Origin of the sequence: Citrobacter sp. CK191 (assembly GCF_030333435.1) — a bacterium.
GTDB classification, from domain to species: Bacteria; Pseudomonadota; Gammaproteobacteria; order Enterobacterales; family Enterobacteriaceae; genus Citrobacter_B; species Citrobacter_B koseri.
Genome location: NZ_JAOWFX010000033.1, coordinates 80,105 through 95,477 on the forward strand (window position 1 = coordinate 80,105; position 15,373 = coordinate 95,477).

General features: G+C 54.4%; 14 protein-coding genes. 10 read left to right on the forward strand and 4 right to left on the reverse strand.

Translation table 11 applies throughout. The features are described from left to right. The first annotated feature begins 230 nt into the window (after nucleotides 1-230). The 7 genes from pgtC to OGV82_RS17670 all read left to right on the forward strand — a co-directional run bounded on the left by pgtC (nucleotide 231) and on the right by OGV82_RS17670 (nucleotide 9,354). On the forward strand, nucleotides 231-1,463 hold the full coding sequence (pgtC, locus tag OGV82_RS17640) for a phosphoglycerate transport regulator PgtC (RefSeq protein WP_172962719.1): 1,233 nt from the start codon (nucleotides 231-233) through the stop codon (nucleotides 1,461-1,463). A gap of 11 nt (nucleotides 1,464-1,474) precedes the next feature. Beyond that, a complete protein-coding gene (gene pgtB / locus OGV82_RS17645) occupies nucleotides 1,475-3,469 on the forward strand; it encodes a two-component system sensor histidine kinase PgtB (protein WP_371320446.1) in 1,995 nt (664 codons plus the stop codon). Beyond that, nucleotides 3,459-4,706, forward strand: coding sequence for a two-component system response regulator PgtA (gene pgtA / locus OGV82_RS17650; RefSeq protein ID WP_047457699.1), 1,248 nt, complete (start codon nucleotides 3,459-3,461; stop codon nucleotides 4,704-4,706). The genes pgtB and pgtA overlap by 11 nt, the downstream gene beginning before the upstream one ends. A 125-nt stretch (nucleotides 4,707-4,831) precedes the next feature. Continuing rightward, entirely contained in the window at nucleotides 4,832-5,272 is a 441-nt protein-coding gene (locus tag OGV82_RS17655) for a DUF2946 domain-containing protein (RefSeq protein ID WP_101744361.1), read from the forward strand. Nucleotides 5,273-5,356: 84 nt separating this feature from the next. Next, a complete protein-coding gene (locus tag OGV82_RS17660; protein WP_200052969.1) occupies nucleotides 5,357-7,411 on the forward strand; it encodes a TonB-dependent copper receptor in 2,055 nt (684 codons plus the stop codon). Between the two features lie 164 nt (nucleotides 7,412-7,575). Further along, nucleotides 7,576-8,154, forward strand: coding sequence for a PhoP regulatory network YrbL family protein (locus OGV82_RS17665; protein ID WP_101744363.1), 579 nt, complete (start codon nucleotides 7,576-7,578; stop codon nucleotides 8,152-8,154). Nucleotides 8,155-8,247: 93 nt separating this feature from the next. Further along, a complete protein-coding gene (locus tag OGV82_RS17670) occupies nucleotides 8,248-9,354 on the forward strand; it encodes an acyltransferase family protein (RefSeq protein WP_012132941.1) in 1,107 nt (368 codons plus the stop codon). 54 nt (nucleotides 9,355-9,408) lie between these two features. Here the strand turns inward: OGV82_RS17670 and OGV82_RS17675 are convergent, their stop codons facing one another. From OGV82_RS17675 to OGV82_RS17685, 3 genes are read right to left on the reverse strand one after another with little or no spacing between them, the layout of a single operon-like run. Then, nucleotides 9,409-10,275 (reverse strand): ABC transporter permease, encoded by an 867-nt coding sequence (locus OGV82_RS17675; RefSeq protein WP_047457694.1) that lies wholly within the window; start codon nucleotides 10,273-10,275, stop codon nucleotides 9,409-9,411. Continuing rightward, nucleotides 10,247-11,089, reverse strand: a complete 843-nt coding sequence (locus tag OGV82_RS17680) for an ABC transporter ATP-binding protein (protein WP_101744364.1) — start codon at nucleotides 11,087-11,089, stop codon at nucleotides 10,247-10,249. The genes OGV82_RS17675 and OGV82_RS17680 overlap by 29 nt, the downstream gene beginning before the upstream one ends. A gap of 21 nt (nucleotides 11,090-11,110) precedes the next feature. Continuing rightward, nucleotides 11,111-12,118, reverse strand: a complete 1,008-nt coding sequence (locus tag OGV82_RS17685; RefSeq protein ID WP_012132938.1) for an ABC transporter substrate-binding protein — start codon at nucleotides 12,116-12,118, stop codon at nucleotides 11,111-11,113. Nucleotides 12,119-12,360: 242 nt separating this feature from the next. Between OGV82_RS17685 and OGV82_RS17690 the strand changes: the two genes are divergently transcribed. Further along, nucleotides 12,361-13,383, forward strand: a complete 1,023-nt coding sequence (locus OGV82_RS17690) for a malate/lactate/ureidoglycolate dehydrogenase (protein ID WP_101744366.1) — start codon at nucleotides 12,361-12,363, stop codon at nucleotides 13,381-13,383. Here OGV82_RS17690 and OGV82_RS17695 read toward each other — a convergent pair. Next, on the reverse strand, nucleotides 13,340-13,576 hold the full coding sequence (locus OGV82_RS17695; protein ID WP_145991260.1) for a hypothetical protein: 237 nt from the start codon (nucleotides 13,574-13,576) through the stop codon (nucleotides 13,340-13,342). The genes OGV82_RS17690 and OGV82_RS17695 overlap by 44 nt on opposite strands. Before the next feature lie 65 nt (nucleotides 13,577-13,641). On the opposite strand from OGV82_RS17695, the gene cuyA reads away from it, so the two are divergent. Beyond that, the gene (cuyA, locus tag OGV82_RS17700; protein ID WP_012132934.1) at nucleotides 13,642-14,655 is read left to right on the forward strand and encodes a D-cysteate sulfo-lyase; all 1,014 of its coding nucleotides are present in this window, start codon (nucleotides 13,642-13,644) and stop codon (nucleotides 14,653-14,655) included. Continuing rightward, on the forward strand, nucleotides 14,652-15,371 hold the full coding sequence (gene cuyB / locus OGV82_RS17705) for a cysteate racemase (protein WP_012132933.1): 720 nt from the start codon (nucleotides 14,652-14,654) through the stop codon (nucleotides 15,369-15,371). The genes cuyA and cuyB overlap by 4 nt, the downstream gene beginning before the upstream one ends. Nucleotides 15,372-15,373 lie beyond the last annotated feature (2 nt).

Sequence of the window (15,373 nt, forward strand, 5' to 3'; positions counted from 1 at the left end):
AATTAATCAGACGCTGGTTTTATGTCTGGCTTGTGCGGATATTAACAAATTCCACATTCATTATCTGGTAATCTTTGCTGGTATTTTCGGATGCCAGCACGAATATTTTTACGATAGTGGTTATTCATCCGCTAATTGTCACAAACGGGTAAGTTTTGTCTCAACGCTATTTTTTCGATATCTCAATATTTATGAACGGGATCACAAACATGTTTCTTCGTCGGGGCGGGATGGTTAGCAAAACGTTCGCGTTGCTGCTGCTGACCGCGTTGTTCAGACCCTGTGCGGCGCAAAGCAATGAACTGGTGATGGCGACAACATTTTCCCCCAGCGCCACCGCGTGGATTATCCAGCGCTGGCAGACGGAGCCGGGGTCGGTGATGATCCGCACGCTCAATCGCACCAGCGCCTCGCTGGAACAGTTGCTTGATACGGCAAATGCGGAAAACGTTGATCTGATTCTGACCTCGTCGCCGATGTTGCTTCAGCATCTTCAGGAACATCAAAAACTGGCGCCGTTCAACGGTGCGCCGTCAGTCAGTCAACATCTGGTGCCGGAATCCATCCGTTCAACCTCCGTTGCCGTGGCTATCTCGGGATTCGGTTTGCTGATTAATCGCTCGGCGCTGACTGCACGGCATCTGCCTTCGCCAACGGACTGGGACGACCTGACCGATCCCAGATATCAGGGGGCGCTGCTGATGAGCAGCCCATCGCGCTCGGATACCAACCACCTGATGGTGGAGGCGCTGTTGCAACAAAAAGGCTGGGCGCAGGGATGGGAAACGTTGTTGGCGAGTGCGGGAAACCTCGTGACGATTTCATCACGCAGCTTTGGCGTGGCGGATAAAATAAAAAGCGGGCTGGGCGTGGCCGGCCCGGTGATTGATAACTATGCCAATCTGTTGCTGAACGATCCTCATCTGGCCTTTACCTACTTTCCGCAGTCGGCCGTTTCGCCTACCTATGTCGCGGTACTCAAAAACAGCCAGCATGCCAGCGAAGCGCGGCGTTTTATTCGCTATCTGTTAAGCCCGGAAGGGCAGCGGATCCTCGCTGACGCCAATACGGGGAAATATCCGGTTACGCCGCTGGCGGCAGGAAACCCACGGGCAGCGCAACAGGCGGTACTGATGAATCAACCGCCGTTAAATTATCGGCTGATCCTGAAACGTCAGCGTCTGGTTCAGCGTATGTTTGATACGGCAATCAGCTTTCGTCTCGCCCAGTTGAAAGATGCCTGGCGAGCGCTGCACAGCGCGGAAGCCCGTCTTAAGCGTCCGTTGCCTGAAATACGCGCGCTGTTAACCCGTGTGCCGGTCGATCCGGCAAGCAGCGAAGATGAAGCCTGGCTGGCGCAGTTCGACAATAAGAGCTTTGCGGAGCAGCAAATGATGGAGTGGCAGATCTGGTTTCTCAACAACCAGCGTCAGGCGATCAATAAACTGGAAGAACTGAAATGAAGGGCGGGTCAATGCTGCAACGTCTGCGGCAAATCAGCATCAGCAGCAGTTTACGGGGCGCTTTCCTGATGGGCGCGCTGCTGACGCTGATAGTCAGCAGCGTCAGCCTCTATTCATGGCATGAGCAAAGCTCGCAAATACGCTATTCGCTGGATGAATATTTTCCCCGCATCCATTCTGCTTTTCTGATTGAAGGGAATCTCAATCTGGTGGTGGATCAGTTGAATGAGTTTTTGCTGGCGCCGAACACCACGGTGCGCCTGCAACTGCGCAACCAGATTATTCAGCATCTGGATAAAATCGAGCGGCTGAGCCAGGGGCTGTCACCCGCAGAACGCCAGCAGCTGGCGGTGATTTTGCAGGACAGCCGCGCGCTGCTGTCGGAACTGGATCGCGTGCTCTACAACATGTTTCTGGTACGTGAAAAGGTGGGGGAACTGTCTGCGCGTATTGACTGGCTGCACGACGATTTCACCACTGAACTGAATTCTCTGGTGCAGGATTTCACCTGGCAGCAGGGAACGCTGCTGGATCAGATTGAAGCCCGGCAAGGCGATGCGGCGCAGTATCTGAAACGCTCCCGTGAAGTACAGAACGAGCAGCAGCAGGTCTATACGCTGGCGCGCATTGAGAATCAAATTGTTGACGACCTGCGCGACAGGCTCAATGAACTGAAGTCTGGAAATGATGATGGCATGCTGGTTGAGACGCATATCCGCTATCTCGAAAACCTGAAAAAAACGGCGGATGAAAATATTCGTGCGCTGAATGACTGGCCGAGTACGATCACCCTGCGACAAACCATTGATGAGCTGCTGGAAATTGGCATGGTGAAAAATAAAATGCCGGACACCATGCGCGACTATGTCGCCGCGCAAAAAGCGTTAGTGGATGCCAGCCGTGCCAGAGAAGCGACGCTGGGGCGCTTCAGGACGCTGCTTGAGGCCCAGCTTGGCAGCAGTCACCAGCAAATGCAGATGTTTAATCAGCGTATGGAGCAGATTGTCCGCGTTAGCGGCGGGTTGATTCTGGTGGCGACGCTGCTGGCGCTGCTGTTGGCGTGGGTGTTGAACCATTATTTTATCCGTTCGCGGCTGGTGAAACGCTTTACCGCGCTGAATCAGGCGGTGGTGCAGATTGGTTTAGGGCGAACGGATGCCACGATTCCGGTGTATGGGCGGGATGAACTGGGGCGTATTGCGGGTTTGCTTCGCCACACGCTGGGGCAGCTTAACGCGCAAAAACAGCAACTTGAGCAGGAGATCGCCGAACGAAAAGCGATTGAGGCCGATCTGCGCGCCACCCAGGACGAGCTGATCCAGACGGCAAAACTGGCGGTGGTCGGGCAGACGATGACCACGCTGGCGCATGAGATCAACCAGCCGCTGAATGCGCTGTCGATGTATCTGTTTACGGCGGGGCGGGCGATTGAACAGGGGCAGACGGAACAGGCGCGAACGACGTTAAGCAAAGCGGAAGGGCTGATTAACCGCATTGACGCGATTATCCGCTCGCTGCGCCAGTTTACCCGTCGTGCTGAACTGGAAACGCCGCTGCATCCGGTTGATTTGCGCCAGACGTTTACGGCGGCGTGGGAACTGCTGGCGATGCGCCATAAGCCTCAGCAGGGGGCGCTCGCGATACCGGATGAAACCGTTTGGGTCAGCGGTGATGAAGTACGCATCCAGCAGGTGCTGGTGAACGTGCTGGCGAATGCGCTCGACGCCTGCCCGAACGCGGCGGCAATTACGGTGAGCTGGCAAATTCAGGGCGACACGCTGTGCGTGTTGATTGCCGACAATGGCCCCGGCTGGCCTGCGGCCTTGCTACCCTCATTACTGAAGCCGTTTACGACCAGTAAAGATGTGGGGCTGGGCATTGGGCTTTCGATTTGTGTTTCGCTGATGACGCAAATGGAAGGCGCGTTGCGCCTGGCGTCCACGTTGACGCGAAATGCCTGCGTGGTGCTGCAATTCAATGTGACGGATGTAAAAGATGTTGAGTAATGAATGTTCGATTCTGCTGATTGATGATGACGCCGATGTGCTTGATGCCTATACACAGCTGCTTGAGCAGGCGGGTTATCACGTCTGTGTCTGCAATAATCCCTTTGATGCGCGGGAGTGGGTGCAGAAGGACTGGCCCGGTATCGTGTTGAGCGATGTCTGCATGCCTGGCTGCTCCGGCATCGATTTGATGACGTTGTTTCATCAGGATGACGAGCAGCTGCCGATTCTGCTTATCACCGGACATGGCGACGTGCCTATGGCGGTGGATGCGGTGAAAAAAGGAGCCTGGGACTTCCTGCAAAAGCCGGTAGACCCGGGCAAGTTACTCTCGCTGGTTGAGGCGGCGTTACGCCATAGGCAATCGGTGATAGCGCGTCGCCAGTACTGCCAGCAGAAGTTGCAGGTTGAGCTAATTGGGCGCAGCCAATGGACGCATCAGTATCGTCAGCGCTTACAGCAACTGGCAGAAACGGATATTGCGGTCTGGCTTTACGGCGAACCGGGAACCGGTCGCATGACCGGCGCGCGCTATTTGCACCAGTTGGGGCGTAACGCCGGGGGCCCTTTTATTTACTGCGAACTGACCCCTGCCAGTGCCCAAAAACTTAATGAGCTTATCGCGCAGGTTCAGGGCGGGACGCTGGTATTAAGTCACCCTGAGAATCTGACCCGTGAACAGCAGCATCAACTGGTGCAGTTGCAGAGTCTGGAGCGGCGGCCTTTTCGCCTGATCGGTATCGGCAACGCTTCGCTGGTGGAACTGGCGGCCAGCAACCAGATTGTAGCGGAGCTTTATTACTGTTTTGCCATGACGCAAATCGCCTGTCAGCCCCTGTCACAGCGACCTGATGATATCGGGCCGTTGTTTCATCACTATTTGCAGAAAGCCTGTCAACGGCTGAATCATCCGGTGCCGGAGGTGGATAACGACCTGCTGAAGGGAATGATGCGCCGGGTGTGGCCGAACAACGTCCGTGAACTGGCGAACGCCGCCGAACTGTTTGCCGTGGGGGTATTGCCTCTCGCGGAAACGGCGAATCCACAGATGCACGTCGGTGAGCCGACGCCGCTTGACCAGCGGGTCGAAGACGTTGAACGGCAGATCATCACCGAAGCGCTGAATATCCATCAGGGGCGCATTAACGAAGTGGCAGAGTACCTGCAAATTCCCCGTAAAAAGCTCTATCTCAGAATGAAGAAATATGGCCTGAGTAAAGAGCACTATAAGTTTTAGCGCAGGTCAGGGGAGCGAGATGTGATGTGTGGGGCTATGAATCACCTGTTCCCCTGTAATTAGTTGTGATATTGCGAATGTAAATCAGTTACAATCTGACAAACACCTCAACTCCGGGTAACGTTTTGCACGGGCGAACGCGAATCAACCGAATAACAGCATGGCTGGCATTATTTGCCGTCGCCATGTTGTTTATTGCGCCCGTTATTTCAAAATCAATTGCCCGCCAGGCCGACTGTGAGCACTCGTCGCACTCAATGGTGATGATGTCGTCAGGCTCGCACCATGACATGGCGGCTTCTGCGCCGTGTGAGACTTCTCTTTCGGTCGCTCACCAGATGATGTCCGGCAAAGCGATGTCGCCCGTGGAAGAGATCGTCTGCGGGTACTGCCAGTTGCTGGTACATCTGCCGTTTGTCCAGTTTGCGCTGGTGTTCTTGCTCTGGCTGTTGCTGCTGTTTGTTATCTGTTGTTCAGTACGGCCATTACACCTTTCCGTTATCTTCCGCCCGTGGGCGCCTCAGCGCGCTCGCGCGCCGCCTGCTGTATTTCCGTTTTCGTTTTAAACAATAAAAAAACAGACATTGCGTAGCGTTTTGCCCTTTTGACGGGCAATGCGTCGTTGCGCCTGAAAAACAGTAAGGAATGTTATGAAACGGCAATACTTCGGGCTTACTCCTCTGGCTTCTCTGGTCCTGATCGCGCTGACCGCAAAGGCGGCGTGGGCAAGCGAACAGCACGATCATGCAAAAATGGCGGATGATTCGGTAATGATTGTGACCGCGCCGGTCGCTTCTCCGCTGGAAATCGTCACGTCGCCAAAAACGCCTCGTCAGCCCGTTCCCGCCAGCGATGGCTCTGATTATCTGAAAACGATCCCTGGGTTCTCGCAAATTCGCAATGGCGGGACAAACGGCGATCCGGTCTTTCGCGGGATGTTCGGCTCTCGTCTGCGAATTTTGACCGATAACGGCGAAATGCCGGGAGCCTGCCCGGCACGTATGGATGCGCCGAGTTCTTATATCTCCCCGGAAAGTTTTGATGTGCTGACCCTGGTAAAGGGGCCGGAAACCGTGCTCTGGGGGCCGGGCAACTCTGCGGGAACCCTCCGCTTTGACCGGGAACAGCCGCGTTTTGATAAACCCGGTATTCAGGGGACGGCCAGCGTCCTTGCCGCCTCGAATAACCGCAGGGATGAAAATGCGGACATCAGTCTGGGAAGTGAGGACGGCTATTTGCGGCTTATCGGCAACAAATCCCGGGCGGGTGACTACAAAGATGGCAATGGCGACCGCGTGCCGTCGAAATGGGATAAATGGAACGGCGATATGGCGCTGGGCTGGACGCCAGACAAAGACACGCTGCTGGAAATGACGGCGGGTAAAGGCGACGGTGAAGCTCGCTATGCCGGGCGCAGTATGGACGGTTCCCGGTTCAGGCGTGAAAGCCTGGGGATGCGGTTTGAAAAATCCGGCATCGGCGAGGTATTTGATAAGTTAGAAGCAAATATCTACTACAACTATGCGAATCACGTTATGGATAACTACTCGCTGCGCGCTCCCGGCATGAATATGTCAGGAAGCATGGGTTCGGCGATGGGGTCGGCAATGGAACACGGTTCTGCCATGCATTCGATGAGTATGCCAATGGCAATGCAGCTGGATCGCCGTACCGTTGGCGGACGGATGATGGGAACGTGGTTGTGGTCAGACTATGAGTTACGCAGCGGCGTTGATACGCAACTGAGCACGCATCGCAGTAAAGACGATGACCGCTGGGACAAAGACGCCCGTTTTCACGACTATGGTTTATTCAGTGAATTGACCTGGCTTGCGACGGAGCAAAGCAAAGTGACAGGCGGCGCGCGTCTTGATCGCGTACTGGTGGACAATTTCACTGACACCGGCTCCTCGCAGCGCACTGATCTACTACCGGCCGGGTTTGTGCGCGTTGAGCATAATCTGGCGGAGATGCCCGTGATGTTTTACGCGGGGATCGGCTATACCGAGCGTTTCCCCGACTACTGGGAGCTTTTTTCTCCCACCTATGGTCCTGACGGGTCGGCAGATGTTTTCGATAACGTCAAAACGGAAAAGACGACTCAGCTTGATATTGGCGCGCAGTATACCGGTAAGCGTCTTAACGGCTGGGTTTCTGCCTATATTGGCCGGGTTAATGATTTTATTCTGTTCCGTTACGACCCTCATCATCCTCGTATAAGTCAGGTTGATAACGTCAATGCGACCATCATGGGGGGAGAAGCGGGCATCGGCTATCAATTGACCGAAACATGGAAAACCGATGCCAGCCTTGCTTATTCCTGGGGGCGAAATACCGACGACCATCAGCCATTGCCGCAGATTCCACCGCTTGAAGCGCGCCTGGGTCTGACATGGGAACGCGGCGACTGGAGCAGTACCGGTCTGCTGCGTCTGGTCAGCAGCCAGCATCGCGTCGCGATTAACGAAGGGAACGTCGTGGGTAAAGATTTTGATAGCAGCGCGGGGTTCGCCATATTCTCCGCGAATGCGGCCTACCGGCTGAACAAGTCTGTGAAACTCAGCGCGGGCGTTGATAACCTGTTTGATAAAGCCTACAGCGAACATCTGAACCTTGCCGGTAATAGCAGCTTTGGTTACTCCGCGAATACGTCGGTGAATGAACCGGGAAGAACATTCTGGGGAAAAGTGAACGTGACGTTTTGATAGCCTTCCGGCGGACGTGAACCGTCCGCCGACTTCATGACTCATTGACCTGCCGTTTAGGTTATTAACATTAAACTGTCTCGGCTGTAACCAGGACATGACGTAACGCCATCTCTTCGTTTGCATGGGCCAGTCTGTTTTTTTCTTTTATGAGTCAACACTGTATGAAAAAGCTTACCTTGACCGAAAATGATTTACTGGCCAGAGGGAACGATCGTTACGTCTTTCAGCATCCGCACAATCATCAACTACTGATCAAAGTCGTCATCCCGACCATTCCCAAATATAAGAGTAAGCTTCGTGAAGTCTATCGGGACGTCAAAGAGTGCAAGCCGCGCGACGAAACTGACTCGCTCTTCATCCAGAAAATTGAAGGGCTAGTGGAGACAGATAAAGGGATTGGGCAGGTTATCGTCAAAGAGCATGACCAGCAGGGCAACATTGCCAGAACATTGTATGACCTTGCAAAGCACAACGAACTGGACGCAGAGAAATTCAGTAAGCTCAACGCTTTTTTAGCGTGGTTTATTCATACAGACGTCATTATCAACTCGCTGCATTGCAAAAATATTGTTTATGCCTGGGACGATGCTCGTCAGGAGTACCGCTTCAAAGTTATTGACGGCTTTGGGGATAAGACGCTCTTTCAACTGAGCAAGTTCTGGAGCGTTATACGGGATAAAAACAAACTTAAGTGCCTCAGAAGGATGCTGAGGGATCTGCAAAGTATCACGCAAGCGTAATCTACACGTTATCCTTGAACAGGCCTGGTCATTTTTCCAGTATGCAACCGGACCTTTGTCATGTTGTCTGCTGGCTTGTTAACAAGAAAGAGTATGCAAACAACACGTAATTATTTTTTTGATATTCTCCGCATTCTGGCTGTACTGCTGGTTGTTACTTCGCATTACAGCTACATGTTCGATACCAGTACCGTGTTGACGTTCCCGCGCGAATACCTGACCGGAGGAATAGGGCGGCTGGGCGTCTCTTTCTTCTTCATGATATCCGGCGCGCTGGCTTACCTGTCGCTGCGTAAATACTCTGTGCAGGAGTATTACCTGAAACGCGTCTATTCGATCCTGCTTCCCTACAACATCGCTTATTTCTCAATGGCGATCCTGTTCCTCATCCTGAGCGTGTTTTTCCTCTATCCAGGCAATCCGCTGGCTGACGTGCTCGCCGGGAAGCGTGCATTTCACTCGCTGCTGCCTTCCGTTCTCGGGTTTGACCATTATCTGCACGGTGTCTACGACATCAATACCGCGTACTTCACCGGAGAGTGGTTTATTGGCTGTATTATCCTGCTGTACGCCGTTTCTCCGGTGATTTACTGGGCCATTGTCCGTTTTCCTGTCTGTACGATGCTGGCGGCGGTCGTCGTTACGCTACTGGCATATGATAAAAGCATCGTGAACCCTTACTGGTCAGCACAGGTTCGGGTGAGTGATTTTACCTTCGGGATGCTGTTCATACACTTTCAGCCGTGGTTCACGCGCTACCGTCTTCAGGCGGCGTCAGTCAGTCTGCTGCTGGTGGTGACCGGGGTGATTGTGGCGCATATCGATCAGCTACCGGTTCGGGAAGTGCTGTTTCCTCTGAAACCCTCAAGCCTGCTGTTTGCTGCGGCCTTCCTCTTCATTCTGCTGGCGGGATACCCGCTGATTCATCCTCTGTTTAATCTGGATCGCTTCCGGCAGGGGTTATCCAGCCTGGCGTCGCGGGCCTACATTATTATGCTGTTGCAGCATGTGGTGGTGATATTTGTCAGCGCCAATATCGATATGTCGGTACTGAATGCGACCCAGGCGGTGATGCTGTATTTTGGGATTCTGATTTGCATCGAAAGGCTGTCGTCTTTCATGAAACCGCTATCGGTAAAGTGTGAGCAGGTCTTGATCGCCAGAACGCCGTGGCTACGTGAAAAGCAAAAAGGGAACTAAGACCATTTCGCGCTAAGCCGGACAACGTCCGGCTGCAAAGAACGCGGGGAGGGGTTAACGCTGCATCCCCCAGCGTTTCACCGTGATCTTTTCCAGACTGGCGAATACCACGCCTTCCACCAGCAGGCCAATCGCGATTACCGTTAACAGTCCTGCAAATACCCGGTCGGTGAACAGTTCATTGCGATTCTGGAAGATATACCAGCCCAGGCCTCCTTCGCCGCTGGACGCGCCAAATACCAGTTCGGCGGCAATCAACGTGCGCCAGGCGAACGCCCAGCCGATCTTGAGCCCGGACAGGATAGCGGGCAACGATGCCGGAATAAGAATCGTGATCACATAGCGTGGCCCGCTGAGGCCGTAGTTGCGCCCCGCCATGCGTAGCGTTTCCGGTACGCTGCTAAAGCCGGACCAGGTATTCAGCGCGATTGGCCACATCACTGAATGTATCAGCACAAATATCAGGCTGGCATTCCCCAGACCAAACCACAGCAAAGCCAGCGGCAGCAGCGCAATTGCCGGCAGCGGATTTAGCATCGCGGTTAATGTGCTGAGCAGATCGCGGCCAAACTGGGTGGTCACGGCCAGCGCGCTGGCAATCAGCGCCAGCGCACTGCCTGCCAGATACCCTTTCAGCAGGGTACTGAGTGAGTTGACGATTTTTTCCGGCAGTTCGCCATTGCGCATGTCTTCGCTAAACGCCTGCAACGTCTGAAGTACTCCGGGCAACATCAGATCGTTTTGCTGGATTCGCGCGGCGATCTCCCATAGCGCCAGCACCAGGGCGACAATCAGACACTTGCGCAGCCACGTCTGATTCCACAGGCGCTGGCTTAAAGGTAGCGGCGTTTCCACCGGCAGATTGCGCAGCGGCGGTAATTCGCGTTCGAATTCAGGACGAATGTACGGTGGCTGGGACATACTCTGGCTCCTCGCCGGATGAGTGAGACGGACTGTTCCCGATTGTCGGGAATAACAGATGGTGAATATGACGCGCAGCGTGCTGAAACGCCTCGCTGCCGAAATCATTAAGCGTGAACTGATGACAGTTAAGCTCCGCCCTGACGCGCCCTGGATGCGGCGAAAGCACCAGGATACGGCTGCCCACCACCAGCGCCTCTTCAATCGAATGGGTGACGAACAGCAGGGTAAAGCGCTCTTCTTCCCAGAGCGCAAGCAGTTCTTCCTGCATTGTGCGTCGGGTCAGCGCATCCAGCGCGGCAAAGGGCTCGTCCATCAGCAGGATGCGTGGTTTCATCGCCAGCGCCCGCGCAATGGCGACGCGCTGCTTCATCCCGCCGGAGAGCATATGGGGCATAGCGTCGGCAAATTCTGCCAGCCCGACTTTGTGGAGAAAATGCAGCGCCGTCTCTTTTGCTTGTGAACGACTGGCTTTCCGGCTGGCCAGCAGAGGAAACATGACGTTTTCCAGCACGGTTTTCCACGGCGGCAGTTGGTCGAACTCCTGGAATACCATCATGCGTTCCGGGCCGGGAGCGCTAACCGGCGTTCCCGCAAGCGAAATGTGGCCGCTGCGCGGGGCGAGAAAACCGCCAGTGGCTTTCAACAGGCTTGATTTCCCGCAGCCTGACGGCCCAAGCAAAATAAAGCGGTCGCCAGGCCAGACATCAAAACTGACATCATGCGTCGCGCGCACTTGCCGTTCACGGGTACGGTATTCAATATCGACATTACTGACCTGTAGCAGCGGGCCGTCGATTTGCTGAGTGACCATCAGAGCCTCCGGTGTCGCGGTTTAACTGCCTGGGTTTTCCCATGCTTCGTTAAAGAAATAGTCTTTCCAGGAGTCGGCCTTATTTTTCAGTACGCCAAGCTCATGGAGTTTTTCGGCATATACGCCAGTACGCTCAGGGAAAACCGTAAAGCTGATTTCTGGATCGTTAACAATTTTTTGTACCAGCGGTAAGGGCAGCCGTGATTTCTCGACGCGAATATACGTTTCGGCAGCCGCATTTTTGTCACGGTTAATGATATTTGCGGCTTCACTGAGGGCGCGATAAAACGCTTTATAGGTTTTTGGATTTTCATCATGGAATTTCTGGGTGGTATAGAGAACATTAAATGTCGCCTGCCCACCCAGCACATCATAGGAACTGAGCACTTTATGCACGTTGCTGTGCTCCAGCGCCTGATACTGAAACGGCGGGCTGGAAAAATGCGTGGTAATTTCCGAGCCACCGGCAATTAAGGCCGCGCTGGCGTCCGGGTGCGGTAAACTGACGCTAATCTTATCGAAGCGTTTGAAGTCCTGGTCGCCATATAATTTCGCCGTCTCGATTTGTAATGTCCGAGACTGAAAACCGACCCCAGCCGCCGGAACGGCAATACGGTCTTTTTCGGTCAGATCTTTAATGCTTTTTACCGCCGGGTTATTACTCAATAAATAATTGGGCATCGATCCTAGCGAGGCTATCGCTTTCACATTTTGCTTACCTTTGGTGCGATCCCATAGGGTGAGTACCGGGGGAACGCCTGCTGACGCAACGTCCAGAGCGCCAGAGAGCAATGCTTCATTCATCCCGGTTGCGCCTGAAATCGTGCGCCACTCTACTTTGATATCCAGCCCCTCTTTTTGCCCCTCTTTTTCGATAAGCTGCTGGTCTCGCACCACATCAAGAATTAAATAACCAATGCCAAATTGCTGCGCGATACTAATGTTCCCTTCCGCAAATGCCGACTGGCTGACTCCGCCAAGGGCGGAAAACGCCAGCGTCCAGGCAAATACCCTGTTTCTTTTATTCATATCTGTTCCCCAGAAAGGTGTTTCTCAGCAAAAAATCATGGGCAGAGGCGAGAGGGAAAGGAAATGATTTAAATGGCAATGAATATCAGGAAAATGAATAACGATATTCATGGCGTGTTAGTTAATAAGCGGAAAAGCTTAGTTATTATTCATGGTTATGTAACAAATACATCCTCGCTATAGTCGGACTCACCTCTTTAATAGCCCCTGCCATTGCAGGGGCAATGTCCGTGAGTAGAATCATGCCATTATTTTCACATCATCACTTACGTTCGCTTTTACAACGCCATCTGGTACGGGCGGGTACGGGATCTGATATCGCGCAAAAAGTAGCGGATAACCTGGTCGAATCCTCATTAAAAGGCCACGACTCGCATGGTGTGACCCTGTTGCCTCGCTATATTCGGGCCATTCTGGCGGGAGATTTGAACCCTGGCGCCACGCTGACCACCTTGTCTGATGCCGGGCCGATTGTCTCTTTTGATGGGGGACATGGCTTCGGCCAGGCGTTGGGCGAACAGGCCATGAGCGTGGGTATTGAGCGTGTGCGCCAGTTTGGGGTGGCAATAATTGGCTTGTCTAATACCCACCATCTCGGGCGGATCGGCGCATGGGCAGAGCAGGTGGCGAGCGCCGGGCTGGTCTCGATCCATTTTGCTAACGTGGCGGCGCCGTCGGCCGTGTTGCCGTTCGATGGGCTGCGCGCCAGGCTTGGTACAAACCCCTTTTGCGTGGGCGTACCGTTACAAAACCGCCCTCCGGTTATCCTTGATTTCGCGACCAGCGCCATTGCGGGCAATAAAGCGCGCATCGCCTGGAATGAAGGGCACGCCATCCCGGCAGGATGCGCGGTAGATGCGAACGGGCAACCCACAACCGACCCTGCCGTATTAATGACTGAGCCGCTCGGCGCTTTGCTGCCTTTTGGCGGCCATAAAGGCGCGGGATTGTCGCTAATATGTAGCTTACTCGGCGCTGCGCTGACCGGCGGCGAGACCGAAAGCCAGCAGATTCCGCCGCGTGCCGGAATCATCAACAATATGCTGTCGATTCTATTTGACCCCGCGCGGCTGGGCGCGGAGGAACGTTACTCACAGGCGCTGTTAGCGCAGGTTGACTGGGTTTGTAACGGGCAGGAAGGGCACGATGTGCAGCTCCCCGGAGAACCGGAATTGCGCGCGTATGCCCGGCGCCAGGAAGAGGGCATCTGGATTGATGACGTCAACTGGCAGGCGTTTGTCGCCCTGGAAGCATTAAATACCTGAGCGTGCCTGCGCACCAAAAGACATATTTGGTTATTTGTTTAAACGGATCGGCATGATGGTCAGTTAATGAATGCTGGCGAATAGAATAAATAAAGCGATCGTTTTTTGTTTTATCTTTTTTCCTCATATCCATAGCTGAAAAACTTGGTAAGCCGCGAGTGAGAAAATCAATATAGTCATTCTTATATTCCATGAACCTTTCTTACTCTCGCTGCCGAATTTTAATGTGCGGCGTCGTTATTCTTTACAGGAGTTATTATGCATCTGGCGCGTTTTCCCCGGCTTCATTTTGGCCATTTCCCGACTCCACTGGAGCCCCTCACTCAACTTTCACGCTTGCTGGGGGGGCCAAATATCTGGATAAAACGAGACGATTGCACCGGCCTTGCCACTGGCGGCAATAAAACCCGCAAACTTGAGTTTTTGCTCGGCGACGCCCAGGCGAAACAGGCGGATATTATCATTACCCAGGGCGCCACGCAGTCTAACCATGTGCGTCAGACCGTCGCGGCGGCGGCCAGACTGGGTCTGGAAGCGCATATTTTTCTCGAACAACGCGTCACGACGCTGGGTGATGAGTATCAGCAATCCGGCAATGTGCTGCTGGACGGTTTGCTCGGCGGCAAAATTATTGCCCATTTGCCCGGCGGTACGGATATGCAGCAGGCAATGGAGCATCATGCGGAAAGCCTGCGTGCGCAGGGCCATACCCCTTATGTCATCCCCGGTGGCGGTTCGAACGCAATCGGGGCGCTGGGTTACGTATCCTGCGCGGAAGAGTTGCTTTGGCAGTCCAGCCAGTTACGGCTGCGTATCGATCATATCGTCCATGCCACCGGCAGCGCTGGCACGCAGGCTGGCCTGATTGCGGGTTTAACCGCCACGCACAGCGGCATTCCTCTCCTCGGGATTAGCGTACGCGCCCCGCGCGATAAACAGGAACACAACGTCTGGCGTCTGGCGCAGCAGACCCGGGAACTGCTCGGCGTGCCGGGTGAATTGCCGCGTGAGGCGGTGGTCGCCAACAGTGATTATGTGGGCGAAGGCTATGGTCTGCCCACCGAGGGGATGCTTGAAGCGCTGCAACTGCTGGCGCAGCACGAGGGGATTCTGCTCGACCCTGTCTATTCCGGTAAAGGCATGGCCGGATTGATTGATCTGATCCGTCAAGGCCATTTCCGCAAGGATGAGAATGTGGTGTTTATCCATACGGGAGGAAGCGCAGGTCTGTTTGGCTATCGTCAGGTCATCGCAGATTCTTTGTCATCATGAGCACACCTTTTCTGCTGGGGATTCTTGGCGGCATGGGGCCGCTGGCGACGCTTGATTTGATGCATAAATTGCTGCGCGCAACGCCCGCCAGCAGCGATCAACAGCAAATCCCCCATGTGGTGTGGAATGTGCCGCAAATTGCGGATCGCCAACAGGCGCTGGCGGGAACGGGGCCTTCGCCGTTGCCGCAGCTCTTGCTCGGTGTGGAACAGCTGAACCGCGCGGGCGCCAGCCACATTGTGATCGCCTGTAATACGGCGCACCACTGGTATGAGGCGCTGGCGCAGCACAGCGACGCGCCGTTGCTGCATATTGTGGACGCCACGCTGGCGGTATTTGAAGGGAAAGAGAAGCCCCGCCGGGTCGGGCTTATCGCTACGCAGGGCACGCTGGATGCCGGTTGGTTCCAGCATGGTTTCGCCTCTATGGGGATTGAAAGCGTGCAGCCGACGCCAGAGGAGCTACGGCAGTGGTTTGTGCCGGGGTGCTATGCGGTAAAACGCGGCGAACTGCGTACTGGCGGTGAGCTGCTGAGTTTACAGGCTCAGGCATTGCGCGATCGCGGCGCAGAGAGGCTGGTGCTGGCCTGTACGGAAGTGCCGGTTGCGCTGGCAGAGGTGACATCCCCGCATTTAGCCGTGTCGATTGATCCCGCAGAAGCGCTGGCGCAACAGTGTGCCCGGTTATGGCTAACGCAGCGCGAAGCATGGCATTAATA

What these genes read in the sequence shown, in the direction of transcription:
- cuyA (WP_012132934.1), top strand. Translation starts at nt 13,642, where the DNA reads ATGCATCTGGCGCGTTTTCCCCGGCTTCATTTTGGCCATTTCCCGACT.
- pgtA (WP_047457699.1), top strand. Translation starts at nt 3,459, where the DNA reads ATGTTGAGTAATGAATGTTCGATTCTGCTGATTGATGATGACGCCGAT.
- OGV82_RS17695 (WP_145991260.1), bottom strand. Translation starts at nt 13,576, where the DNA reads ATGGAATATAAGAATGACTATATTGATTTTCTCACTCGCGGCTTACCA.
- pgtB (WP_371320446.1), top strand. Translation starts at nt 1,475, where the DNA reads ATGCTGCAACGTCTGCGGCAAATCAGCATCAGCAGCAGTTTACGGGGC.
- OGV82_RS17675 (WP_047457694.1), bottom strand. Translation starts at nt 10,275, where the DNA reads ATGTCCCAGCCACCGTACATTCGTCCTGAATTCGAACGCGAATTACCG.
- OGV82_RS17690 (WP_101744366.1), top strand. Translation starts at nt 12,361, where the DNA reads ATGCCATTATTTTCACATCATCACTTACGTTCGCTTTTACAACGCCAT.
- OGV82_RS17665 (WP_101744363.1), top strand. Translation starts at nt 7,576, where the DNA reads ATGAAAAAGCTTACCTTGACCGAAAATGATTTACTGGCCAGAGGGAAC.
- pgtC (WP_172962719.1), top strand. Translation starts at nt 231, where the DNA reads ATGGTTAGCAAAACGTTCGCGTTGCTGCTGCTGACCGCGTTGTTCAGA.
- OGV82_RS17660 (WP_200052969.1), top strand. Translation starts at nt 5,357, where the DNA reads ATGAAACGGCAATACTTCGGGCTTACTCCTCTGGCTTCTCTGGTCCTG.
- cuyB (WP_012132933.1), top strand. Translation starts at nt 14,652, where the DNA reads ATGAGCACACCTTTTCTGCTGGGGATTCTTGGCGGCATGGGGCCGCTG.
- OGV82_RS17670 (WP_012132941.1), top strand. Translation starts at nt 8,248, where the DNA reads ATGCAAACAACACGTAATTATTTTTTTGATATTCTCCGCATTCTGGCT.
- OGV82_RS17685 (WP_012132938.1), bottom strand. Translation starts at nt 12,118, where the DNA reads ATGAATAAAAGAAACAGGGTATTTGCCTGGACGCTGGCGTTTTCCGCC.
- OGV82_RS17680 (WP_101744364.1), bottom strand. Translation starts at nt 11,089, where the DNA reads ATGGTCACTCAGCAAATCGACGGCCCGCTGCTACAGGTCAGTAATGTC.